General features: G+C 63.2%; 5 protein-coding genes. 4 read left to right on the forward strand and 1 reads right to left on the reverse strand.

The features are described from left to right. The 4 genes from NHU87_RS27510 to NHU87_RS27525 all read left to right on the forward strand — a co-directional run. The coding region (locus NHU87_RS27510) for a condensation domain-containing protein (RefSeq protein ID WP_253554653.1) at nucleotides 1-1,896 on the forward strand (1,896 nt) is incomplete at its 5' end. A gap of 87 nt (nucleotides 1,897-1,983) precedes the next feature. Beyond that, complete coding sequence (locus NHU87_RS27515; protein ID WP_253554656.1) at nucleotides 1,984-11,079, forward strand: non-ribosomal peptide synthetase; 9,096 nt, start codon at nucleotides 1,984-1,986, stop codon at nucleotides 11,077-11,079. Between the two features lie 52 nt (nucleotides 11,080-11,131). Continuing rightward, nucleotides 11,132-14,944, forward strand: a complete 3,813-nt coding sequence (locus tag NHU87_RS27520; RefSeq protein WP_253554659.1) for a non-ribosomal peptide synthetase — start codon at nucleotides 11,132-11,134, stop codon at nucleotides 14,942-14,944. After that, on the forward strand, nucleotides 14,941-16,584 hold the full coding sequence (locus NHU87_RS27525) for a cyclic peptide export ABC transporter (protein ID WP_253554662.1): 1,644 nt from the start codon (nucleotides 14,941-14,943) through the stop codon (nucleotides 16,582-16,584). Before NHU87_RS27520 ends, NHU87_RS27525 begins: the two co-directional genes overlap by 4 nt. Here the strand turns inward: NHU87_RS27525 and fhuF are convergent. Then, complete coding sequence (fhuF, locus tag NHU87_RS27530) at nucleotides 16,575-17,321, reverse strand: siderophore-iron reductase FhuF (protein WP_253554665.1); 747 nt, start codon at nucleotides 17,319-17,321, stop codon at nucleotides 16,575-16,577. The genes NHU87_RS27525 and fhuF overlap by 10 nt on opposite strands. Nucleotides 17,322-17,336 lie beyond the last annotated feature (15 nt).

Consider the following 17,336-nt stretch of genomic DNA (forward strand, 5'->3'; position numbering starts at 1 on the left):
AACATCGAATACCTCGGCCGTCTCGACCATCAGGTGAAACTGCGTGGCCAACGGATCGAACTGGGGGAAATCGACGCGGCGCTGTTGAACCAGCCTGGTATCACCGGTGCCTGCACCCTGGTGATCGACAACCGCTTGGTGGCGTTCTACAGCAGCAGCGCCGCGCAATCGGAGCTGGGCGCGCTGCTTGCCGCCCAACTCAAAAACCAGCTGCCGGCGTACATGGTGCCGGCGGTGTGGGTCGAAGTGCCGGCCCTGCCTTTGACCACCAACGGCAAGATCGACCGCAAGGCCTTGGCCAACCGGCCACTGCCGCAGACTCAGGAAGACCACGTCGCACCGCGCAACGAACTGGAAACCCTGCTCTGCCAGTTGTTCGGTGAACTGCTTGGCGAAGCCTTGACCGGTGGCCGTGAAGTCGGAACTTCGGACAGTTTCTTTGCCTTGGGTGGTGATTCTATTCTCGGTCTGAAACTGATCTCGCGACTGCGTGAACAGGGTTATTCGCTCACGCCAAAAGACCTGTTCCGCTCGCCGACCCCGGCGGCATTGGCTCAAGTGGCCAGTCTGTTGCTGACGCTGGCCGAACAAGGCGATGTGACCGGTGCGATGCCGCTGATGCCGTTGCATCAGTGGTTCTTCGACCAACAACAGCCGCAGGCCGCGCACTGGAACCAATCGGTGCTGGCCGACAGCGACCGGCGTCTACAGCCAGACCTCGTGCAGGCAACCCTTGACCGTCTGGTTGCCCATCACGATGCATTGCGCTTGCGTTTCACTGAGGTTGACGGGCAATGGCAGGCGCAGATCGCGCCGGTTGAGCCTGCACAATTGACCTGCTGCGAACACCCTGAGCAACTGCAACAGGTCGCGCAAAGCCTGGACCTGCAACACGGCCCGCTGTTCGCCGCTGCCCTGCTGGAAGGCGAACCACAACGCCTGTATCTGGTCGCGCATCACTTGGTCGTCGACGCGGTGTCGTGGACGCCGCTGCTGGAAGATTTCCAGCAGCTGTATCAAGGGCTGGAACGTGGCGAGAACCCGCGTTTACCGGCGAAAACCACGTCCTACCGGCAATGGGCCGAGCACCTGCACGCCCATGCCGCTACGGTCAGCGTCGAACAGCGCTACTGGAACACCCAGACCGCTGCGAACACCGCGCCGGTGGCCACGGTCGCCGAGCGTCAAACCTTGTCGGTCCGTTGGGATACTGCGCGCACTCATCAATGGCTGACCGAGTCCCACGCCGCCTACCGCACACAGCCGGAAGAACTGCTGATCGCCGCCCTCGCCGCCACCTTGGCGGAAGCCGAAAGTCGCGCCGACATCGTGGTGGATCTGGAGCGCCATGGTCGCGATGCACCGTTCGAAGGCCTGGATGTCAGCCGCACCGTCGGTTGGTTCACCACCCTGTTCCCGCTGCGGGTGAACGCAAGCGGGCCCCCCGGCGATCGGGTGCGCAACGCCAAGGAAGCCTTGCGCGCCGTGCCGGGTCAGGGCCTCGGCCACGGACTGCTGCGTCAGCGCGGCGAGTTGCCGGCGGGCCGTGGCGATGTGTTGTTCAACTACCTGGGGCATGAGCAAACGCCACAGGGCTGGTTGCGCGCCAGCACCTTGACCCCGCCGCCTGAAGTGGCGTTGGCCAACCGGGTGACCCACGGCCGTGAAGTGGTGGCCTGGCTGGAAGACGGTGTGCTGCGTGTCGAATGGCACAGCGTCACCCCGGCCGCCGACAGCCGCTTGCCCGCTCGCCTGCTGGAACACCTGCAAGCACTGGTCGGGCATTGCCTCGACCCGCAGGCCGGGACGCTGATGCCCTCGGACTTCCCGCTGGCCAAAGGCATGAATCAGGCGACCCTCGACACCCTGCTCAAACGCCTGGGGCCGAAGAAGTGAGCCCCGACCTCGACCTGAATTTGACTTCGGAGTGCGCCGCTCGCGGCGCACGTGCCTCTACGATTTTCTGGATTGAACACTGCTGCCATGCATGACCAAATCGAAAACATCTATTCGCTGACGCCGCTGCAAAAAGGCCTGCTGTACCACGAGGCCTATGCGCCCGAGTCGCGGGTCTACTACCAGCAAATGAACATCGGTCTGGCCGGTGAGCTCGACCTCGACGCGTTCCGCCAGGCTTGGATTGCGCTGATGCAGCGCCACGCGGTGTTGCGCACGGCGTTTCTCTGGGAAGAGCTGGACGACGCTTATCAGGTCATCCTCAAGGAAGTCGATCTGCCGTTGCGCGAAGCCGACTTGCGCGGCAACCCGCAAGGGCTGGCGGCCCTGGCGGCGGAAGATCACGCACTGGCATTCGAACTGGGTGCCGCGCCGCTGATGCGCTTGACCCTGGCGCGTCTGGACGATGTTAACGGACAAGCGCAGTGGTCGCTGGTGTGGACGCACCATCACTTGCTGCTCGACGGCTGGAGCGTCGGTTCGCTGCTGGCGGACTGGCGCGAGCTGTATCGCGCGGCCCGTCGTGGGCAAAACGCGGCGCTGGAAGCGGTGCGACCGTTCCAGGATTACGTGGCCTACCTCAGCGAACGCCCGTCTGCCGATGAGTTCTGGCGCAATCGCCTGGCGGATTTCGCCAACACCACCCGCGTGCCCGAGTCGGACCCGCGTGGCCTGCTCGCCGACCCCGTGGACGCGCACCTGCCCTGCACCGAACACCAGCGCGTGCTGGATGCCGCAACGACTGCGCGCCTGAGTAGCTTCGCCCGTGACAACAACCTGACCGTCAACACTCTGCTGCAAGCGGCGTACGCTTACCTGCTGGGGCGCCATAACGGCAGCGACGAGAGCCTGATCGGCGTCACCGTGGCCGGGCGTCCACAGCGCCTGAGCGGCGTCGAGCGCATGGTGGGTCTGTTCATCAACACCCTGCCGCTGCGGGTGCGCTGGGACGAAGCGCCGACCGTTGGCCAATGGCTGGCGGGCATCCAGGACTGGAACGCCGAGATGCGCGAGCATGAACACACGCCGCTCGCCAGTCTGCGGGCCCTGACCGCGCTGCCGCCCGGTGGCGAGTTGTTCGAAGCGATCATGGTGTTCGAAAACTTCCCGTTCCCCCGGGAGCTGGATCAGATCGACGAGGGCCTCGTCGGGCTGCCGGATGCCGAACACACCGCGCCGTTGCGCCACACCGGCGGGCGCAACAACTACCCAATGTCGCTGATCGCTTCGATGGAAAGCGACAGCCTGCACCTGCATCTGGTGCATCAACGCAAACGCTTGTCCGATGCGGCCGGCGCTCGCCTGATGGAGCAATTGGTAACGCTGCTTGACGAATTGAGCCGCGACGCCAACCGGCCACTGGCCCAAGTGCCGTTGTGCCCGATGCAGGAACTGAACCTGACTCGTACCTGGGGCAACGGCGCGACCCTTGCAGTGCCGGATGCTCCCCTGCATGAACTGATCGCCGCTCAGGCCCGCCGCCATCCCGAGCGTGAAGCCGTGCGCGATGCCCATGGCGCATTGAGCTACGGCGAGCTGCTTGAAGCTTCGACCGGACTGGCCAACGCCTTGCGCCAGAGCGGTGTGCAACACGGTGATCGCGTCGCGCTGGCCCTGCCCCGTTGCAACGACGCAGTGATCGCGCTATTGGCGGTAATGCAGGCCGGCGCTTGCTTCCTGCCGCTGGACCTGGGCCAACCGGCCTCGCGCCTGGGTGCGCTGATGGCCAGTGCCGAGGTGGATTTCATCATCGGCACGCCGACCTTCGACACCGCCTCTGCGCAGGTGATCGAGGCCTCGGCCCGCGCCACCGGGATCGACCTGCCGGCGGTGGATCAACAGGCCTGCGCCTATGTGATCTACACCTCAGGGTCCACCGGGACGCCGAAAGGTGTGCGCCTGTCCCATCGCGCCATCGTCGCTTATGTCAGCGGCATTCTGGCCGAACTGGGTTGTGCCGAGGCTGAACAACCGTGGCGCCATGCGCTGCTATCGACCTTCGCGGCGGACCTCGGTTACACCCAGTTGTTCGGTGCGCTGGTCAGCGGTGGCAGCTTGCTGCTGGTGGACGATGACACCCGCGCCGATCCGAATGCCCTGGCCCAGTGCTTTGCCGACTTCACTCCTGACCTGGTCAAGCTCACGCCAAACCACCTGCATGGTCTGCTCGCCGCGCATCCTGACGTGCGTCTGCTGCCGCGCCGCGCCTTGTTGCTCGGTGGCGAAGCGCTGCACGGCTCGCTGCTGGACACTCTCCGTGCGCTACGCCCGGAACTCGCGATCTACAACCACTACGGCCCAACCGAAAGCGCCGTCGGCATTTGCCTGTCGCGCATCGAGCAGCCATTGGCCGGCGTACAACCGCTGGGCCATCCGCAACCGAACCGGCTCCTGCGGGTACTCGACAGCCACGGTCACACCGTGCCGGTCGGTGTGCCGGGTGAATTGTGGGTCGGCGGCGAAGGCCTGGCCATCGACTACCTGGGTGATCCGGTGCAAACCGCCGCACGCTTCACCGCTGTTGCCGACCTGCCCCGCGCCTACCGCACCGGCGACCGTGTGCGCTGGCTGGAATCCGGTGAACTGGCGTTCCTCGGGCGCGTCGACAACCAGGTCAAATTGCGCGGCTACCGCATTGAGCTGGGCGAAGTCGAAGCGCAAATCAAACGCCTGTCGAGCAACATTCAGCAAGTGCTGGTCCGGGTCGTGCAACCGGCTAACGAAACGCCACGCCTGATTGCCTGGCTGGTGGCCAGCACCTCAATGTCGGCGGACAAGCTGCGTTATGACCTGGCCCTGCGCGTACCGGATTACATGGTGCCGGCAGACTTCATCGCCCTGGATGCGATCCCGCTGAACGCTAACGGCAAACCGGACATCGCTCGCCTGCCACTGCCCGATGCCCCTACCCGTCAGGACAATTACGAAGCCCCGCGTGACGCGGTGGAAATCGCCTTCGCCGAGATCTGGCAGGATGTGTTGCGGGTCGAGCGCGTGGGGATCCACGACAACTTCTTCGCCTTGGGCGGCGATTCTATTCTCAACCTGCAAATCATTGCCCGTGCTCACCAGCGCGGCATGAAGCTGACCCCCAAGCAGTTGTTCGAAAACCGCACCATCGCTGAAATTTCGGCGGTCATCAGCCAAGGCGCGAACTACAGCCGCGACACCACCAACGCTGCGCGCAATGTACCGCTGACCGCAGGTCAATACGCCCGTCTCGAAGCCGGTCCGTTGGCGGCGGACTGGCGCTGCGTGGCGCTGAATACGCCGATCAGCCTCGAAGTGCTGAACCGAGCCGTGCAGGCTCTGCAACAGCAACACCGTGCACTGCAACTGGCGCTGACCCAACAGGCGGACGGAAGCTGGGCGCAAACCCTGCCGAGCACACCGAAACCGGTCAGTGCCAGCCGTCAGCCGTTCGACACTGACAACCTGAGCGCACTGGCCGAAAGCACGCTGGCCACACTGGATCACTCGGCGGGTGAAGGCTGGCACGCCTGCCTGTCGGAACAGGGCGACGCGGTGTTGTTGGTCGCCCATGCACTGCGCCTGGATGCTGCCTCTTGGGCGTTGTTGATGACTGATCTGGCGCTGGCCGTGGCTCAAGCACAATTTGACCGCGCAATCGAGTTGCCACGCCACGGAGGCCATCTAGATGAATGGGCCGAACATCAAAAAACCCGCGCCCGTGATGAAGACGGGCTGGAATCGGCCTGGGAATACTGGCTGCAATACGCCGGTGAAACCCTGCCGTCCGTTCCACAGCCAAATGACCTGGCCACTGAAAGCCGCGTACAGATTTCGCCGTCACTCAGCGCTCGTCTGAACCTGTTGCAACGCCGTAGCCACGCGCCTTGGGCATCACTGGTGGCCACCGCTGTCGCGGCGGAACTGGCGCAACAAAGTGCCGAACAAGACGTCTGGCTGACCCTGGATCGCGGTCGCTGCGAGCGGGCCCGTCTGCCGCTCAGCAGTGCGCTGAGCCGTACCGACTTCAACCCGGCGACGGTGATCGGGGCACTGAGCCACGCCGTTCCGCTGCGTCTGAACGTGACACCCGGCGCCAACGCCGCGCAATTGCTTGCACAGGTCGACGCGCAACTGGCTGCCGCCCCGCACACCGGTGACGACTACGGCGTGCTGCGTTATCTCGCTGACAACGACTACTTGCGCGAACCGCTGCTGAGCCTGCCGCAGCCCACCGTGCATATGGTCATGGCCGGCGAATGGCAAGCCCATGAGGGGGCGTTGGGCGAGGTTATCGCCGCCAGCGCGCCAATCGAGAGCGCCGGGCTGACCCTGTCCGTCAGCCTGCAACACGGTCAACTGCAAATCGATTGCCGTGGCCAAGGCGCAGAATACTGGGCCGAGGCGCTGGAACAGCGTCTGGCCCTGCTGGCTGCCGACGCCGAGCAAGCCATCCCCGGCGCCCACGCGTTCCCGTTGTGCCGCGCCGCCGGTCACGACCTCACGGCCCTTGGTGCTAACTTCGACTGGGCCGGCATCGACGACTTGCTGCCCCTGTCGCCGATGCAGGAAGGCATGTTGCTGCACACCCTGCTGCGCCCCAATAGCGGCATTTACCTGATGCAGCAACGTTATCGCTGGAACGGCGAACTGGACCGCGGCGCCATCGAATTCGCCTGGGCGCAGCAACTGGCCCGGCATCCGATGCTGCGCACCGGTTTCTGGTGGCAGGACGGCAAGGCAGCGCTGCAATGTGTCTACCACGACACCGACCCGGCCTTCGCCTGGTACGACTGGCGTCACCTCGACGAAGCAAGCCGCCAACGTCAACTGGACGCCGTGCTGGACGCCGAATGCCGGCAGGGTTTCGACATGCGTCGCCCGCCGCTGACCTTCCTTCGGGTGTTCCAGGTGGCCGATCAGGAGTTCCTGATCGTGCGCAGCTTCCACCACATCCTGACCGATGCCTGGTGCTTCGGCCTGTTGATGGCCGACCTGTTCGCCCATTACCAGGCTCGCGTACTCGGCCAGCCTGTGGCGCGTCCGTTGCTGCCGTCGTTCAGCAATTACATCCATTGGCTGCAATGCCAGGACACGTCCATCACCGAACAATTCTGGACCCGCGAACTGGCTGGTTTCAGCGCGCCGACGCCGTTGGTGGTGGATCGTCCGGCGGTGACCGAGCAGGCGGTCGAAGCGGTGGCGAACCTGGACGTCACCCTGTCGATTGCCGACACCCGCGCCCTGACCGCGTTGTGCCAACAGCACCAGCTGACGCCCAACACCTGGATTCAGGGTGCCTGGGCCTTGCTGTTGTCCCGCTATAGCGGCAGCGATGACGTGCTGTTCGGCGTTACGGTGTCGGGACGTCCGACCGATTTGCCGGGCGTGGAAGACATCGTTGGATTGTTCATTAACAGCCTGCCGCTGCGGGTCAAGGTTGACGACTCGCAAACCGTGGTGCCGTGGCTACAAGCGTTGCTTGCACACAACTACGAGTTGCGCGCCTACGAACATGCACCGCTGGTGGACATTCAGCGCTGGAGTGAAATCGAGCACGGTCGCTCGCTGTTCGACAGCCTGGTGGTGTTCGAAAACGCGCCGTTCGACGCAGGTCTGTCGGATCGTCAGGTCGACTTCAACGTCGACATCTACGAAGACCGCGTGCACACCAACTACCCAATGACCGTGGTGCTCTATCCTGGTGATCGTCTGGGCATTCGCCTGACTTACGACGCCGCGCGTTTCGACACCGACACCGTACAGCGCATGCTCGGTCATTTGCGTCAGTTGCTCACGCAAATGGTTGCCCAGCCTGACGCGCCGCTGGCCTCGCTGTCGTTGTTGACGCCGGATGAACGCCAAACCCTGCTGGTGGACTGGAACCGTAGTGAACTGGACCTCCCGCTGGATAAAACCTACGCCGAACTGTTCGCCCGACAAGTGGCGGAGCATCCGCAGCGCAGTGCTGCCGTGTGCGGTGCCGACAGCCTGAGCTACGCCGAGCTGGATCAGCGCTCGAACCGCCTGGCTCGTGCGCTGATCGAAACCGGTGCCGGTCGCGACACGCTGGTGGCGCTGGCCGCTGAACGCGGCCTGCCATTGCTGAGCATGATGATCGCCGTGCTCAAGGCAGGCGCGGCCTACCTGCCGCTAGACATCAAGCATCCGCCTCAGCGCCTGAGCGAAATTCTCGAACTGTCCGGGGCGACGATTCTGTTGACCAGTGACAGTGCCGACTCGGTCATCGACCCGGCACTGGCCGCGAGCACCGCGACCCCGCGCCGCCTGCGCACCGAAGCCCTATGGCTGGCGGGCGATGCATCGCCACTGAACGTCACAGGCAGCCCTGATGATCTGGCCTACGTGATCTTCACCTCAGGCTCCACCGGCACGCCCAAAGGAGCCATGGTCGAGCAACGGGGCATGCTCAACAACATCTTCGGCAAGGTGCCGACCCTGGGCCTGTCGAGCGAAGACCGGATTGCCCAGACCGCCTCCCCGGCGTTCGACATTTCGGTCTGGCAGTTCCTCGCCGCGCCAATCCTTGGCGCCACTGTGCACATCCTGCCGGACGTGATTGCCCATGACCCCGAGCGCCTGCTGGAAGCACTGGAGAGCCAACAACTGTCGGTGCTCGAAGCCGTGCCGACGATGATCCGTGCCCTGCTCGACCTCGCCAGCACCGACACGCAACTGTCGGCGCTGCGCTGGTTGCTGCCAACTGGCGAAGCGCTGCCACCGGCGCTGGCCCAAGCCTGGCTGAGCCGCTTTGCCCATGTGCCGCTGATGAACGCCTATGGTCCGGCGGAATGCTCGGACGACGTGGCGTTCCACCCGCTGACCGCTGTGCCTGAAGAAGGCGGCAACGCCATGCCGATTGGCCGGCCGACCGCCAATAATCATCTGTACCTGGTGGATGCCGCGTTGCGGCCAGTGCCAGTGGGTGTACCGGGGGAAATCTGCGTGGGTGGTGTCGGCGTCGGTCGTGGTTACCTGAACGATCCAGAGAAAACCCAGGCTGCGTTCGTCGCCCATCCATTCGAACCCGGCGCGCGTTTTTACCGCACCGGTGACCTGGGTCGCTGGCGTGCAGACGGAGTGATCGAGTTCCTCGGTCGCCGTGATCAGCAGGTGAAAATCCGTGGTCACCGCATCGAACTGGGGGAAATCGAAGATCATCTGGGACGTCATCCTGCCATGCAAGCCGTGGCCGTGATCGTCAACGCCGACCATCGTGGCGACTTGCAACTGGTCGCCTACTGGACCGGCGATGACACGCCTGTGGCGGTGCTGCGCGAATGGCTGAGCCAACGCTTGCCGTCGTACATGGTGCCGGCGCATTGGCAACAGCTGGAAGCGCTGCCGCAGAACGCCAACGGCAAGGTCGATCGCAAACTGCTGACCGCACGTGCGCTGGACAGCAACGACCTGAGCGAGCAACGGCCGCTGCGCAGCGACACCGAACAGCAACTGGGCGCGATCTGGGCGCAGATTCTCAACGTGTCGACGATGGGTGCTGACGACAACTTCTTCGCCCTCGGCGGGCACTCGTTACTGGCGACGCTGGTGGTCTCGCGGATTCGCAGCCAACTCGCGGTGGACCTGCCACTGCGTGCAGTCTTCGATCATCCGGTATTGGAAAACCTCGCACGCGCCATCGACAGCGCTCGCTTGCAGGGGGCGCCTTTGGCCCTGCCCGCAATCACTGCGGCAGACCGTTCGCAACCGCTGCCGTTGTCGTTTGCCCAACAGCGGTTGTGGTTCCTTGAGCAACTGAACCCTGGCTCCAGCGGTTTCAACATTCCGTTCGCCTTGACCTTGACCGGGGCGTTGAATGTCGAAGCCTTGCGCCTGGCGTTCGAACAATTGATCGCCCGCCATGAAGTATTGCGCAGCACCGTGCATAGCGATCACGGTGAACCCTGGCAGCGGATTGAAGCGGCGCAGGTGTTTGCCTTGCCGGTCATCGATCTGCAAGCGGTCTCGGCGCAGGAACAGGAGCCGGCCATCCAGGCGCAATTGGCCGAGGTCTTCGGCCAACCGTTCGACCTGACGCAGGCGCCATTGATTCGCGCGCGGTTGCTGCAACTGGACGCGCAGACTCATGTGTTGGCCATTGCCATGCATCACATCGCGGTGGACGCCTGGTCCATTGCACAATTGGTGGACCAACTGGCCGCCGACTACATCGGTTTCGGCACCACGGCTGGCCGAATCGAAACCCCGGCCCTGCAATACGCCGACTTCGCCGTGTGGCAACGCACGCACCTGCCGGGCCCGGTCTGGCAGCAACAGCTGGCCTACTGGCGCCAGCAGTTGCAAGCCAGCCCGGCGCCGCTGTTGTTGCCGGGCGCTCAAACTCGCGATCACGGCAAGTGCGCGCGTCATCGCCGCCGCTTGCCCGCGTCATTGGCTCAGGCCATCGGCGAGTTGGCCACGGCTCGCGAGGCTTCGCCGTTCATGGTGTTGCACAGCGCGCTGAACGTGTTGCTGCATCAGCAGACCGGACGCGAAGACCTGCTGGTCGGCACCGACATCGCCAACCGTCATCAGCAACAGACCGAAGACATGGTCGGCTTCTTCGTCAACCAGTTGGTGCTGCGTTGCCGCGTCACGCCGCAGCAGACGTTCGATCAGTTGCTAAGCGATGCCCGCCGCGTTGCGCTGGATGCCTTTGCCCATCAGGATTTGCCGTTCGACGCCTTGGTGGCCGACCTGCTGCCACAGCGGGACGCCCGTTACACGCCGTTCTTCCAGGTCAAACTGGTGGTGCAGAACACCCGCCAGCAGGACCTGCATTTGCCGGGTCTGGCGATCAGCGAGCGAGAACTCGAGCCGCAAGCTTCGGATGTGGACCTGCTGATCAACGTCGTGGATGACGGTGAAGGCCTGCTGGTGGTGTACGACTACGACACCGGGCGTTACGCCAGTGCCTACATCGAACTGCTCGACAGCCTGTTCGTCTGCCTGCTGGAGCAACTCGTGCTGAACGCTGACACCCGCGTCGCTCAGTTGTTGGTGCCACTCAATCAACTGCAACAGACCCGCCGCGAGCTGGCTCAAGCTGCGCTGCGTGAAGCCGGCAGCGCGCGCCAGAGCACCCTGGGCCAGGCCCGTCGCCGCAGCGTCGTGAAGGATGCCGAACAATGATGGTCATCGGTCAATCGACGCTCATGTCCCACTTTTTTGTACAGGTCTCAGCATGACTCAGACTCACGAAGACACGCTGTTCGAAGGCTTCGAGCTGTCGCCACAACAGTCGCACCTGTGGCGCTTGCAACAAAACCGTCTGGCGACCAGCCAGCGGGCCACGTTGCGCATTCGCAGCGAACAACCGCTGGACAGCGCACGGCTGAAAAGCAGTTTGCTGGCCTTGATGCAACGCCACGAGATTCTGCGCACCCGTTATCAGCAACTGCCGGGGATGTCGCTGCCGATGCAGGTGATCGACGGATCGGTTGATGATTGGCAAGCGCTGGGCATCGAGCTGCACGTAGATACTCGGTCGGCAACGTTGCACTTGCCGGCCATGCATCTGGACAGCACCAGCCTGGGCTACCTCGGCGAAGAGTGGGCGCTGGGCTATTTGCAAGCAGCGCCTCAAGAGCCGCCGCTGCAATACGCCGATTATGCGGCGTGGCGCCTGGAGTCGGTGGACGACCAGGGCCGACAGTTCTGGGATGAGCAGTTCAATGCAATGGTCGCGGATGTGCCTTTGCCTTGGCAGCGGCAGAATCCGGCAACCGGGATTGTCGAAATGAGGCGGATGCAACTGTCGTTCGACGACTCCACCCTACAACGCCTCGATCAACAAGCGGCCAGCCTCGGCGTCAGCACCGGCATGCTCGTGCTCGCCGCCTGGGTCACCCTGTGGCAACGCTACTGCGAAGCCGAACGCCTGACGCTGGCCTACGAAAACCAGATGCGTCCGGACGTGTTGGGGGATGCCCTCGGCCTGTTCTCCGAGCCGTTGCCATTGACGCTCGACACCGCGCCTGAGCTGTCGTTTGCCGCGTTGTGCCAGCAACTGACCGAGCGCGTTGGCCTGCTCAACGATGCCCGGGACACCTACCCGAGCCACTTGAGCAATGTGCCGTCGGTGTCCGGCGTGGGTTATCGCGAACTCGCGGTTTTGCCGCACAGTGCGCTGAACGATGCCGGTTGGCAGATCGAACAGGCTGACAGTGTCAGCGCTGATTGGGCGTTGCTATTGCAATACGAGCCGCGTTCGGCCAGCGGTTTGTCACTGCATTTTGATGCCGCGCTCTACTCACCGGCCCATGTCGAGCTCCTCGCCGAGCAGTTGCTGAGCGTGATCGAACACAGCCTGCGTGAACCGGCCGCCAGCCTGAGCCAACTGACCACTTGCAGCGCCGCCGAGCAACAACGGGTGACCGGCGCATTGGCCACGTCGCCGACTTTGAGCCCGGCGCAAGAACAGCTTTATGCCGCCACTTTTGCCCTGCCAAACCTGGCTGCCTGTTTCGCCCAAGGCTCGGCCTCCAGCGCTCAACGCCCGGCGGTCACTGGCTCAAGCGGGACTTTGAGCTATGCCGAGCTGGATCAGCGCGTCACGGCCCTCACACAGCAATTGCTTGCCCAGGGCCTGGAACCCCGTGCGCGGATCGCGCACTTCTTGCCGCGCGACATCGATGCAGTGGTGGCGCTGGTCGCCATTCTGCGTGCCGGCGCCTGCTACGTACCGATCGACCCGGCCTACCCCACCGAGCGCATCGAACATATTCTGCGCGACAGCCAGGCACGTCTGGTGCTGACCCATCACGCTCGCGTGCAAGACCTGCCGGCGGACTGGCAAACGAGCGCGATGGCGATTGATCAAGCGATGCCGGCGGTGCCGTTACGGGAGGAGCCGACCGTCTCGCGGGATCAGCCGGCCTACCTGATTTACACCTCTGGCAGTACTGGACAGCCCAAAGGCGTGGTCATCAGCCATGCCAACGCCCTGCATTCGCTGGCGGCACGGCTGGCAGGGTATCCGCAGCCGGTGCAACGCTTCCTGCTGCTGTCGTCGTTCGCCTTCGACAGCTCCATCGCCGGGCTGTTCTGGAGCCTGGCCCAGGGCGGTTGCCTGCACCTGGCCAGCGAAACCGAACAGAAAGATCCGCTGCAACTGGCCCGTCTGATCCGCAGCCACGGCGTATCGCACCTGTTGGCACTGCCTTCGTTGTACGCCTTGATCCTGGACGAGTTGGGCGATGTCCCGAGCCCATTGAACACCGCGATTGTCGCCGGTGAAAGCTGCCCGCCAGCGTTGGTCGACAGTCACTATCGGCGCCAACTGGACGCGCAGCTCTACAATGAATACGGACCGACGGAAGCGTCGGTGTGGAGTACCGTCGCTCTCTGCCAACCCGATCAGAACGCGGGGTCCGTACCCATCGGCCGCGCCATTGCCCACACCCGGGTGTACTTGCTCGACAGCGACGGCGCCCCCGTGGCCCGAGGCTTCAAAGGTGAAATTCACATTGCCGGACCGGGGCTGTCCGAAGGTTATCTGGGCCTGCCGCAGATGACCGCCGAGAAATTCATCCAGGCCCGTCATCCATCCCTCGACGGTCAACGTCTGTATCGCACCGGCGATTTCGCCTGGCAAGACCTGGACGGACAACTACTGTTCCTCGGGCGCACCGACTCACAGATCAAACTGCGCGGTTACCGTATCGAGTTGGGCGAAATCGAAACCGCGCTATGCAACGTCAGCGGCGCCAAACTGGCGGTGGTCTTGTTGGACACCACTCAGACCGAACCGAGCTTGCGGGCGTTCATCGAATCGGCCACTCAACTTCAGGCCAGTGCCGTGCGCGAATCCCTCGGGGCGCTGTTACCGGCGCACATGATTCCCGCCGACACCCAGTGGCTGGCGCAACTGCCACGCACCGCCAACGGCAAGGTCGACCATCGTGCCTTGCTGGCCCGTGCGCCAAATCGCAGTCTCGCGGTTTATGCAGCGCCCGTAGGGCATATCGAGCAGGTGCTCGCAGCAGTATGGCAAGAGCTATTGGAGGCTGAAGTAATCGGCCGTCACGACGACTTTTTCGCCCTCGGTGGCCATTCGCTGCTGGTGGTGCGTATGACCGCCAGGTTGCGCGCCACGCTGGGCATTGAGGTGCCGGTCAGTGTGATCTTCCAGCACCCGACGTTGATCGGCCTTGCTGAACAAATTACCCGGTCCCACGACCAGGCGGCGATCATTTCCTTGCAGGCCGGCGAAACTGAACAGACACCGTTGTTCTGCCTGCACCAGCCAGCGGGCGGGGTTCACCATTACATGCCGATGGTCGCCGGGTTGCCGAAGGCGCTGCCGGTGTACGGCGTTCCGCTGCCCGAGTCACTGCGCAATCAGGACCTCGTTGCATTAGCCCGCGAATACTTGCCGCAGATCCGCCAGATTCAGGCTCAGGGTCCATATCGCCTGGCCGGTTGGTCGATGGGCGGCTTGCTTGCGCTGGAGTTGACCCGGCAGCTGGAGGTCCAAGGGCAAGCGGTTGAGTGGTTGGGGGTGTTCGACAGCACGTTCCACGCTGAGGATGAAACGCTGGCGTGGGATGCGCTGCAGGCCATCGTTCAGCAAGAATTGAGCAGCGACAGCCGCCCGCGACTCACCGCGCAATGTCTGACGGAGTTGCGCACGGCGACTGCTGGACTGGGTCGCGTGGAGCAATTGCGTTTCGCCCTGCTGGAATGGACGAGTGCCAACGGCCTAGAGCTCAATGCACCGCTGGCCTATGTCGAACAGACCTTGAATGTGATGGCCGACGCGCGTCGTTGGGTCAGCGGCTATTCGGTGCCCGTCGTGCAGGCCACCCTGCAACTCTGGTGGGCCGAACAGACGCTTGTCGAGCACCCGAATCTGCCGGCGCAATGGGACGCGATCAGCCAGCGAACCTGTCATTATCAGGTCACCGCCGATCACGATTCGATCCTCGGGCAGTCCGCCTTCCATGAACAACTCACCAAGTCGCTGGCCATGGCCACGACGGAAACCGTCGCATGAACCTGATTCTCTATCTCTACCGCCAATCGGCACGCCTGCTGGCTCTGGCCTCGATCACTGGCGCACTGGGCGGTCTGGCCAGTGCGGGGCTGGTGATTCTGATCAACCGGGGGTTGGCCAACCCGCAGCAATTGCCGGAACTGGCCCTGGGGTTTTTCGGGCTGTGTATCGGCATGCTGCTGAGCAAACTCTGTTCGGAACTGTCGCTGCTGCACCTGACCCAAAGCGCGATTTTCCAGATGCGTATCGACTTGTCGCGCAAGCTGCTCGCCACCCCGCTCAAACGTCTGCAAGGCATGGGCAAACACCGTTTGCTGGTGATCCTCACCGAAGACGTACACACGTTTACCGCTGCGTTCGAGTGGGTGCCGTTGCTGTTCGTCAACGCCGTGGTGACCCTGGCATGCTTCGCCTACCTGGCTTGGCTGTCGTGGTCGTTGCTGGCGATTCTGGCATTATTTCTGATGATCGGCCTGGTGGCGTTTCACTTGGCCGAACGCGGGCCGTTGAGCCATCTGGAACGGGTGCGCCAGCAAAAGGATGTGCTGTATCAGCACTTTCGTAGCCTGATCGAAGGCAGCAAGGAATTGCAGCTGAACAACGCCCGCGGTGAAGCCTTTGTCGAACGAGTCATCCGTCCGGGTGCCGACGAGTTTCGCGTGCGTTTCCTGCGCGGTATGGCCGGGTATTCGGTGGTGGCCAACCTCGGCACGTTGTTGTTTTACCTCAACCTCGGCGTGCTGCTATTCATCGTGCCGTTCTGGCTGCCGCAACCGATTACCGTGCTGACCAGTTTCACCGTGACCTTGCTGTACCTGGTACGGCCGATCTCCGACCTGATGATCGCCCTGCCCTCGCTGCGTCAAGCCAGCATCGCCCTGAACCGCATTCGCCAACTGGACGCGGAGCTGAGCACCGAAGCCCAGATAGTTGCGCCGCTCGGCAATGTGTTCGCCAGTGAAGGCCCGATGCGCCTGTTGCTCAACGGCGTGTGCCACCGCTATCCCGGCGAGCACGAGGATCATCCCTTTATGCTCGGCCCGGTGGACCTGACGCTGGAACAGGGTGAACTGGTGTTTGTGGTGGGTGGCAATGGCAGTGGCAAGACTACGCTGTCCATGCTGATGCTCGGGCTGTACGCACCGGAAACCGGTTGCGTGGTGCTCAATGGTGTGGAAGTGGACGACGACAACCGCGAGCAATACCGTAAGCACTTTGCAGCGGTGTTCGCTGACTTCCACCTGTTCGAACATTTGTTGGGCGACGACGGACCGGACGCCGAATATCGCACCGCCGAAGCGACGCGTTATGTGAAAGCATTGGGGTTAGGACACAAAGTCAGCATTGTCGACGACCGTTTTTCCACCGTGGAACTGTCCACGGGTCAACGCAAGCGACTGGCTCTGGTATCGGCGTATCTGGATGACAAGCCGTTTTATTTGTTCGATGAATGGGCCGCCGACCAGGATCCGACCTTCAAGCGGGTGTTCTACATGGAGCTGTTGCCGGAACTGAAAGCCCGGGGCAAAACCGTGATTGTGATCACCCACGATGACGCTTACTTCCAGCAGGCCGACCGGGTGCTGAAAGTGGAGAACGGCCGTCTCACCCAGGTGGAAGCGCACGCGGCTTATGCCTGATGAGGCGCTGTGATGTCAGCGCCCGGCACCAGCGGACAGTTGTCGCAGTACGGGCGCGCATCACCTAATTGATGGTGCAGGCAGCACACCTTGCGCATTAGTAATGGAACTCCGCTCGGACCGGGAGCCAGTTGCAGGAAACCGTATAGCGGATTGCGAGTGCCATCGGCCCAGTGCCGCTCCCGGAACAGACGATCGCGCCACATCGACGCTTGCGGCATCTGGAAGTAGTCGAGCGCGACATCAAGGGCGGCCGCCACGTTATTCCACAGCAAGCGCTGGGCCACCCGCCCGGCGCTGGCCAGTGCCTGCACCAGCGGCGCCATGTCCTCAGTCAGCAGTTGCTGCGCGAAGGCCAGCGGATTGTTCAATGGCAGCACCTCCCCGGCAGCAAACACCTGAGCCACGGGCATTCCGTTTTCCAGCGCCACATGGGGATCATGCACGATACAACGCAGATGCTGCGCAGCGGCGGCCAGCGGTAAGGCCAGCGTCACGCAGATCAAGTCCATCGACCATTGCGACACCAGTGCAGCCCGAGGCGCAGCGGGATAGTAGTGAGCGTAAAGACGCAACAGGTCAGTGCAGGTTTGCGGATCGCGAAACTCGATCAACCCACGGCCTTCGACGTGGCTGCTCAGTCGGCAGGTGCTGCGCAGAAAGGCGCCATCGAAACGAAACAACTTATCGAGCAGGGTTTCGTCGAGCATTCGGGCGGTGGTTTGAAGAGACGTCATGAGGCTTCGTAACTG

Source organism: Pseudomonas mandelii (genome assembly GCF_024138395.1).
Taxonomy (GTDB): Bacteria; Pseudomonadota; Gammaproteobacteria; order Pseudomonadales; family Pseudomonadaceae; genus Aquipseudomonas; species Aquipseudomonas mandelii_E.

Coding starts and splice junctions, on each gene's coding strand:
- fhuF (WP_253554665.1), bottom strand. CDS start 17,321: ATGACGTCTCTTCAAACCACCGCCCGAATGCTCGACGAAACCCTGCTC.
- NHU87_RS27515 (WP_253554656.1), top strand. CDS start 1,984: ATGCATGACCAAATCGAAAACATCTATTCGCTGACGCCGCTGCAAAAA.
- NHU87_RS27525 (WP_253554662.1), top strand. CDS start 14,941: ATGAACCTGATTCTCTATCTCTACCGCCAATCGGCACGCCTGCTGGCT.
- NHU87_RS27520 (WP_253554659.1), top strand. CDS start 11,132: ATGACTCAGACTCACGAAGACACGCTGTTCGAAGGCTTCGAGCTGTCG.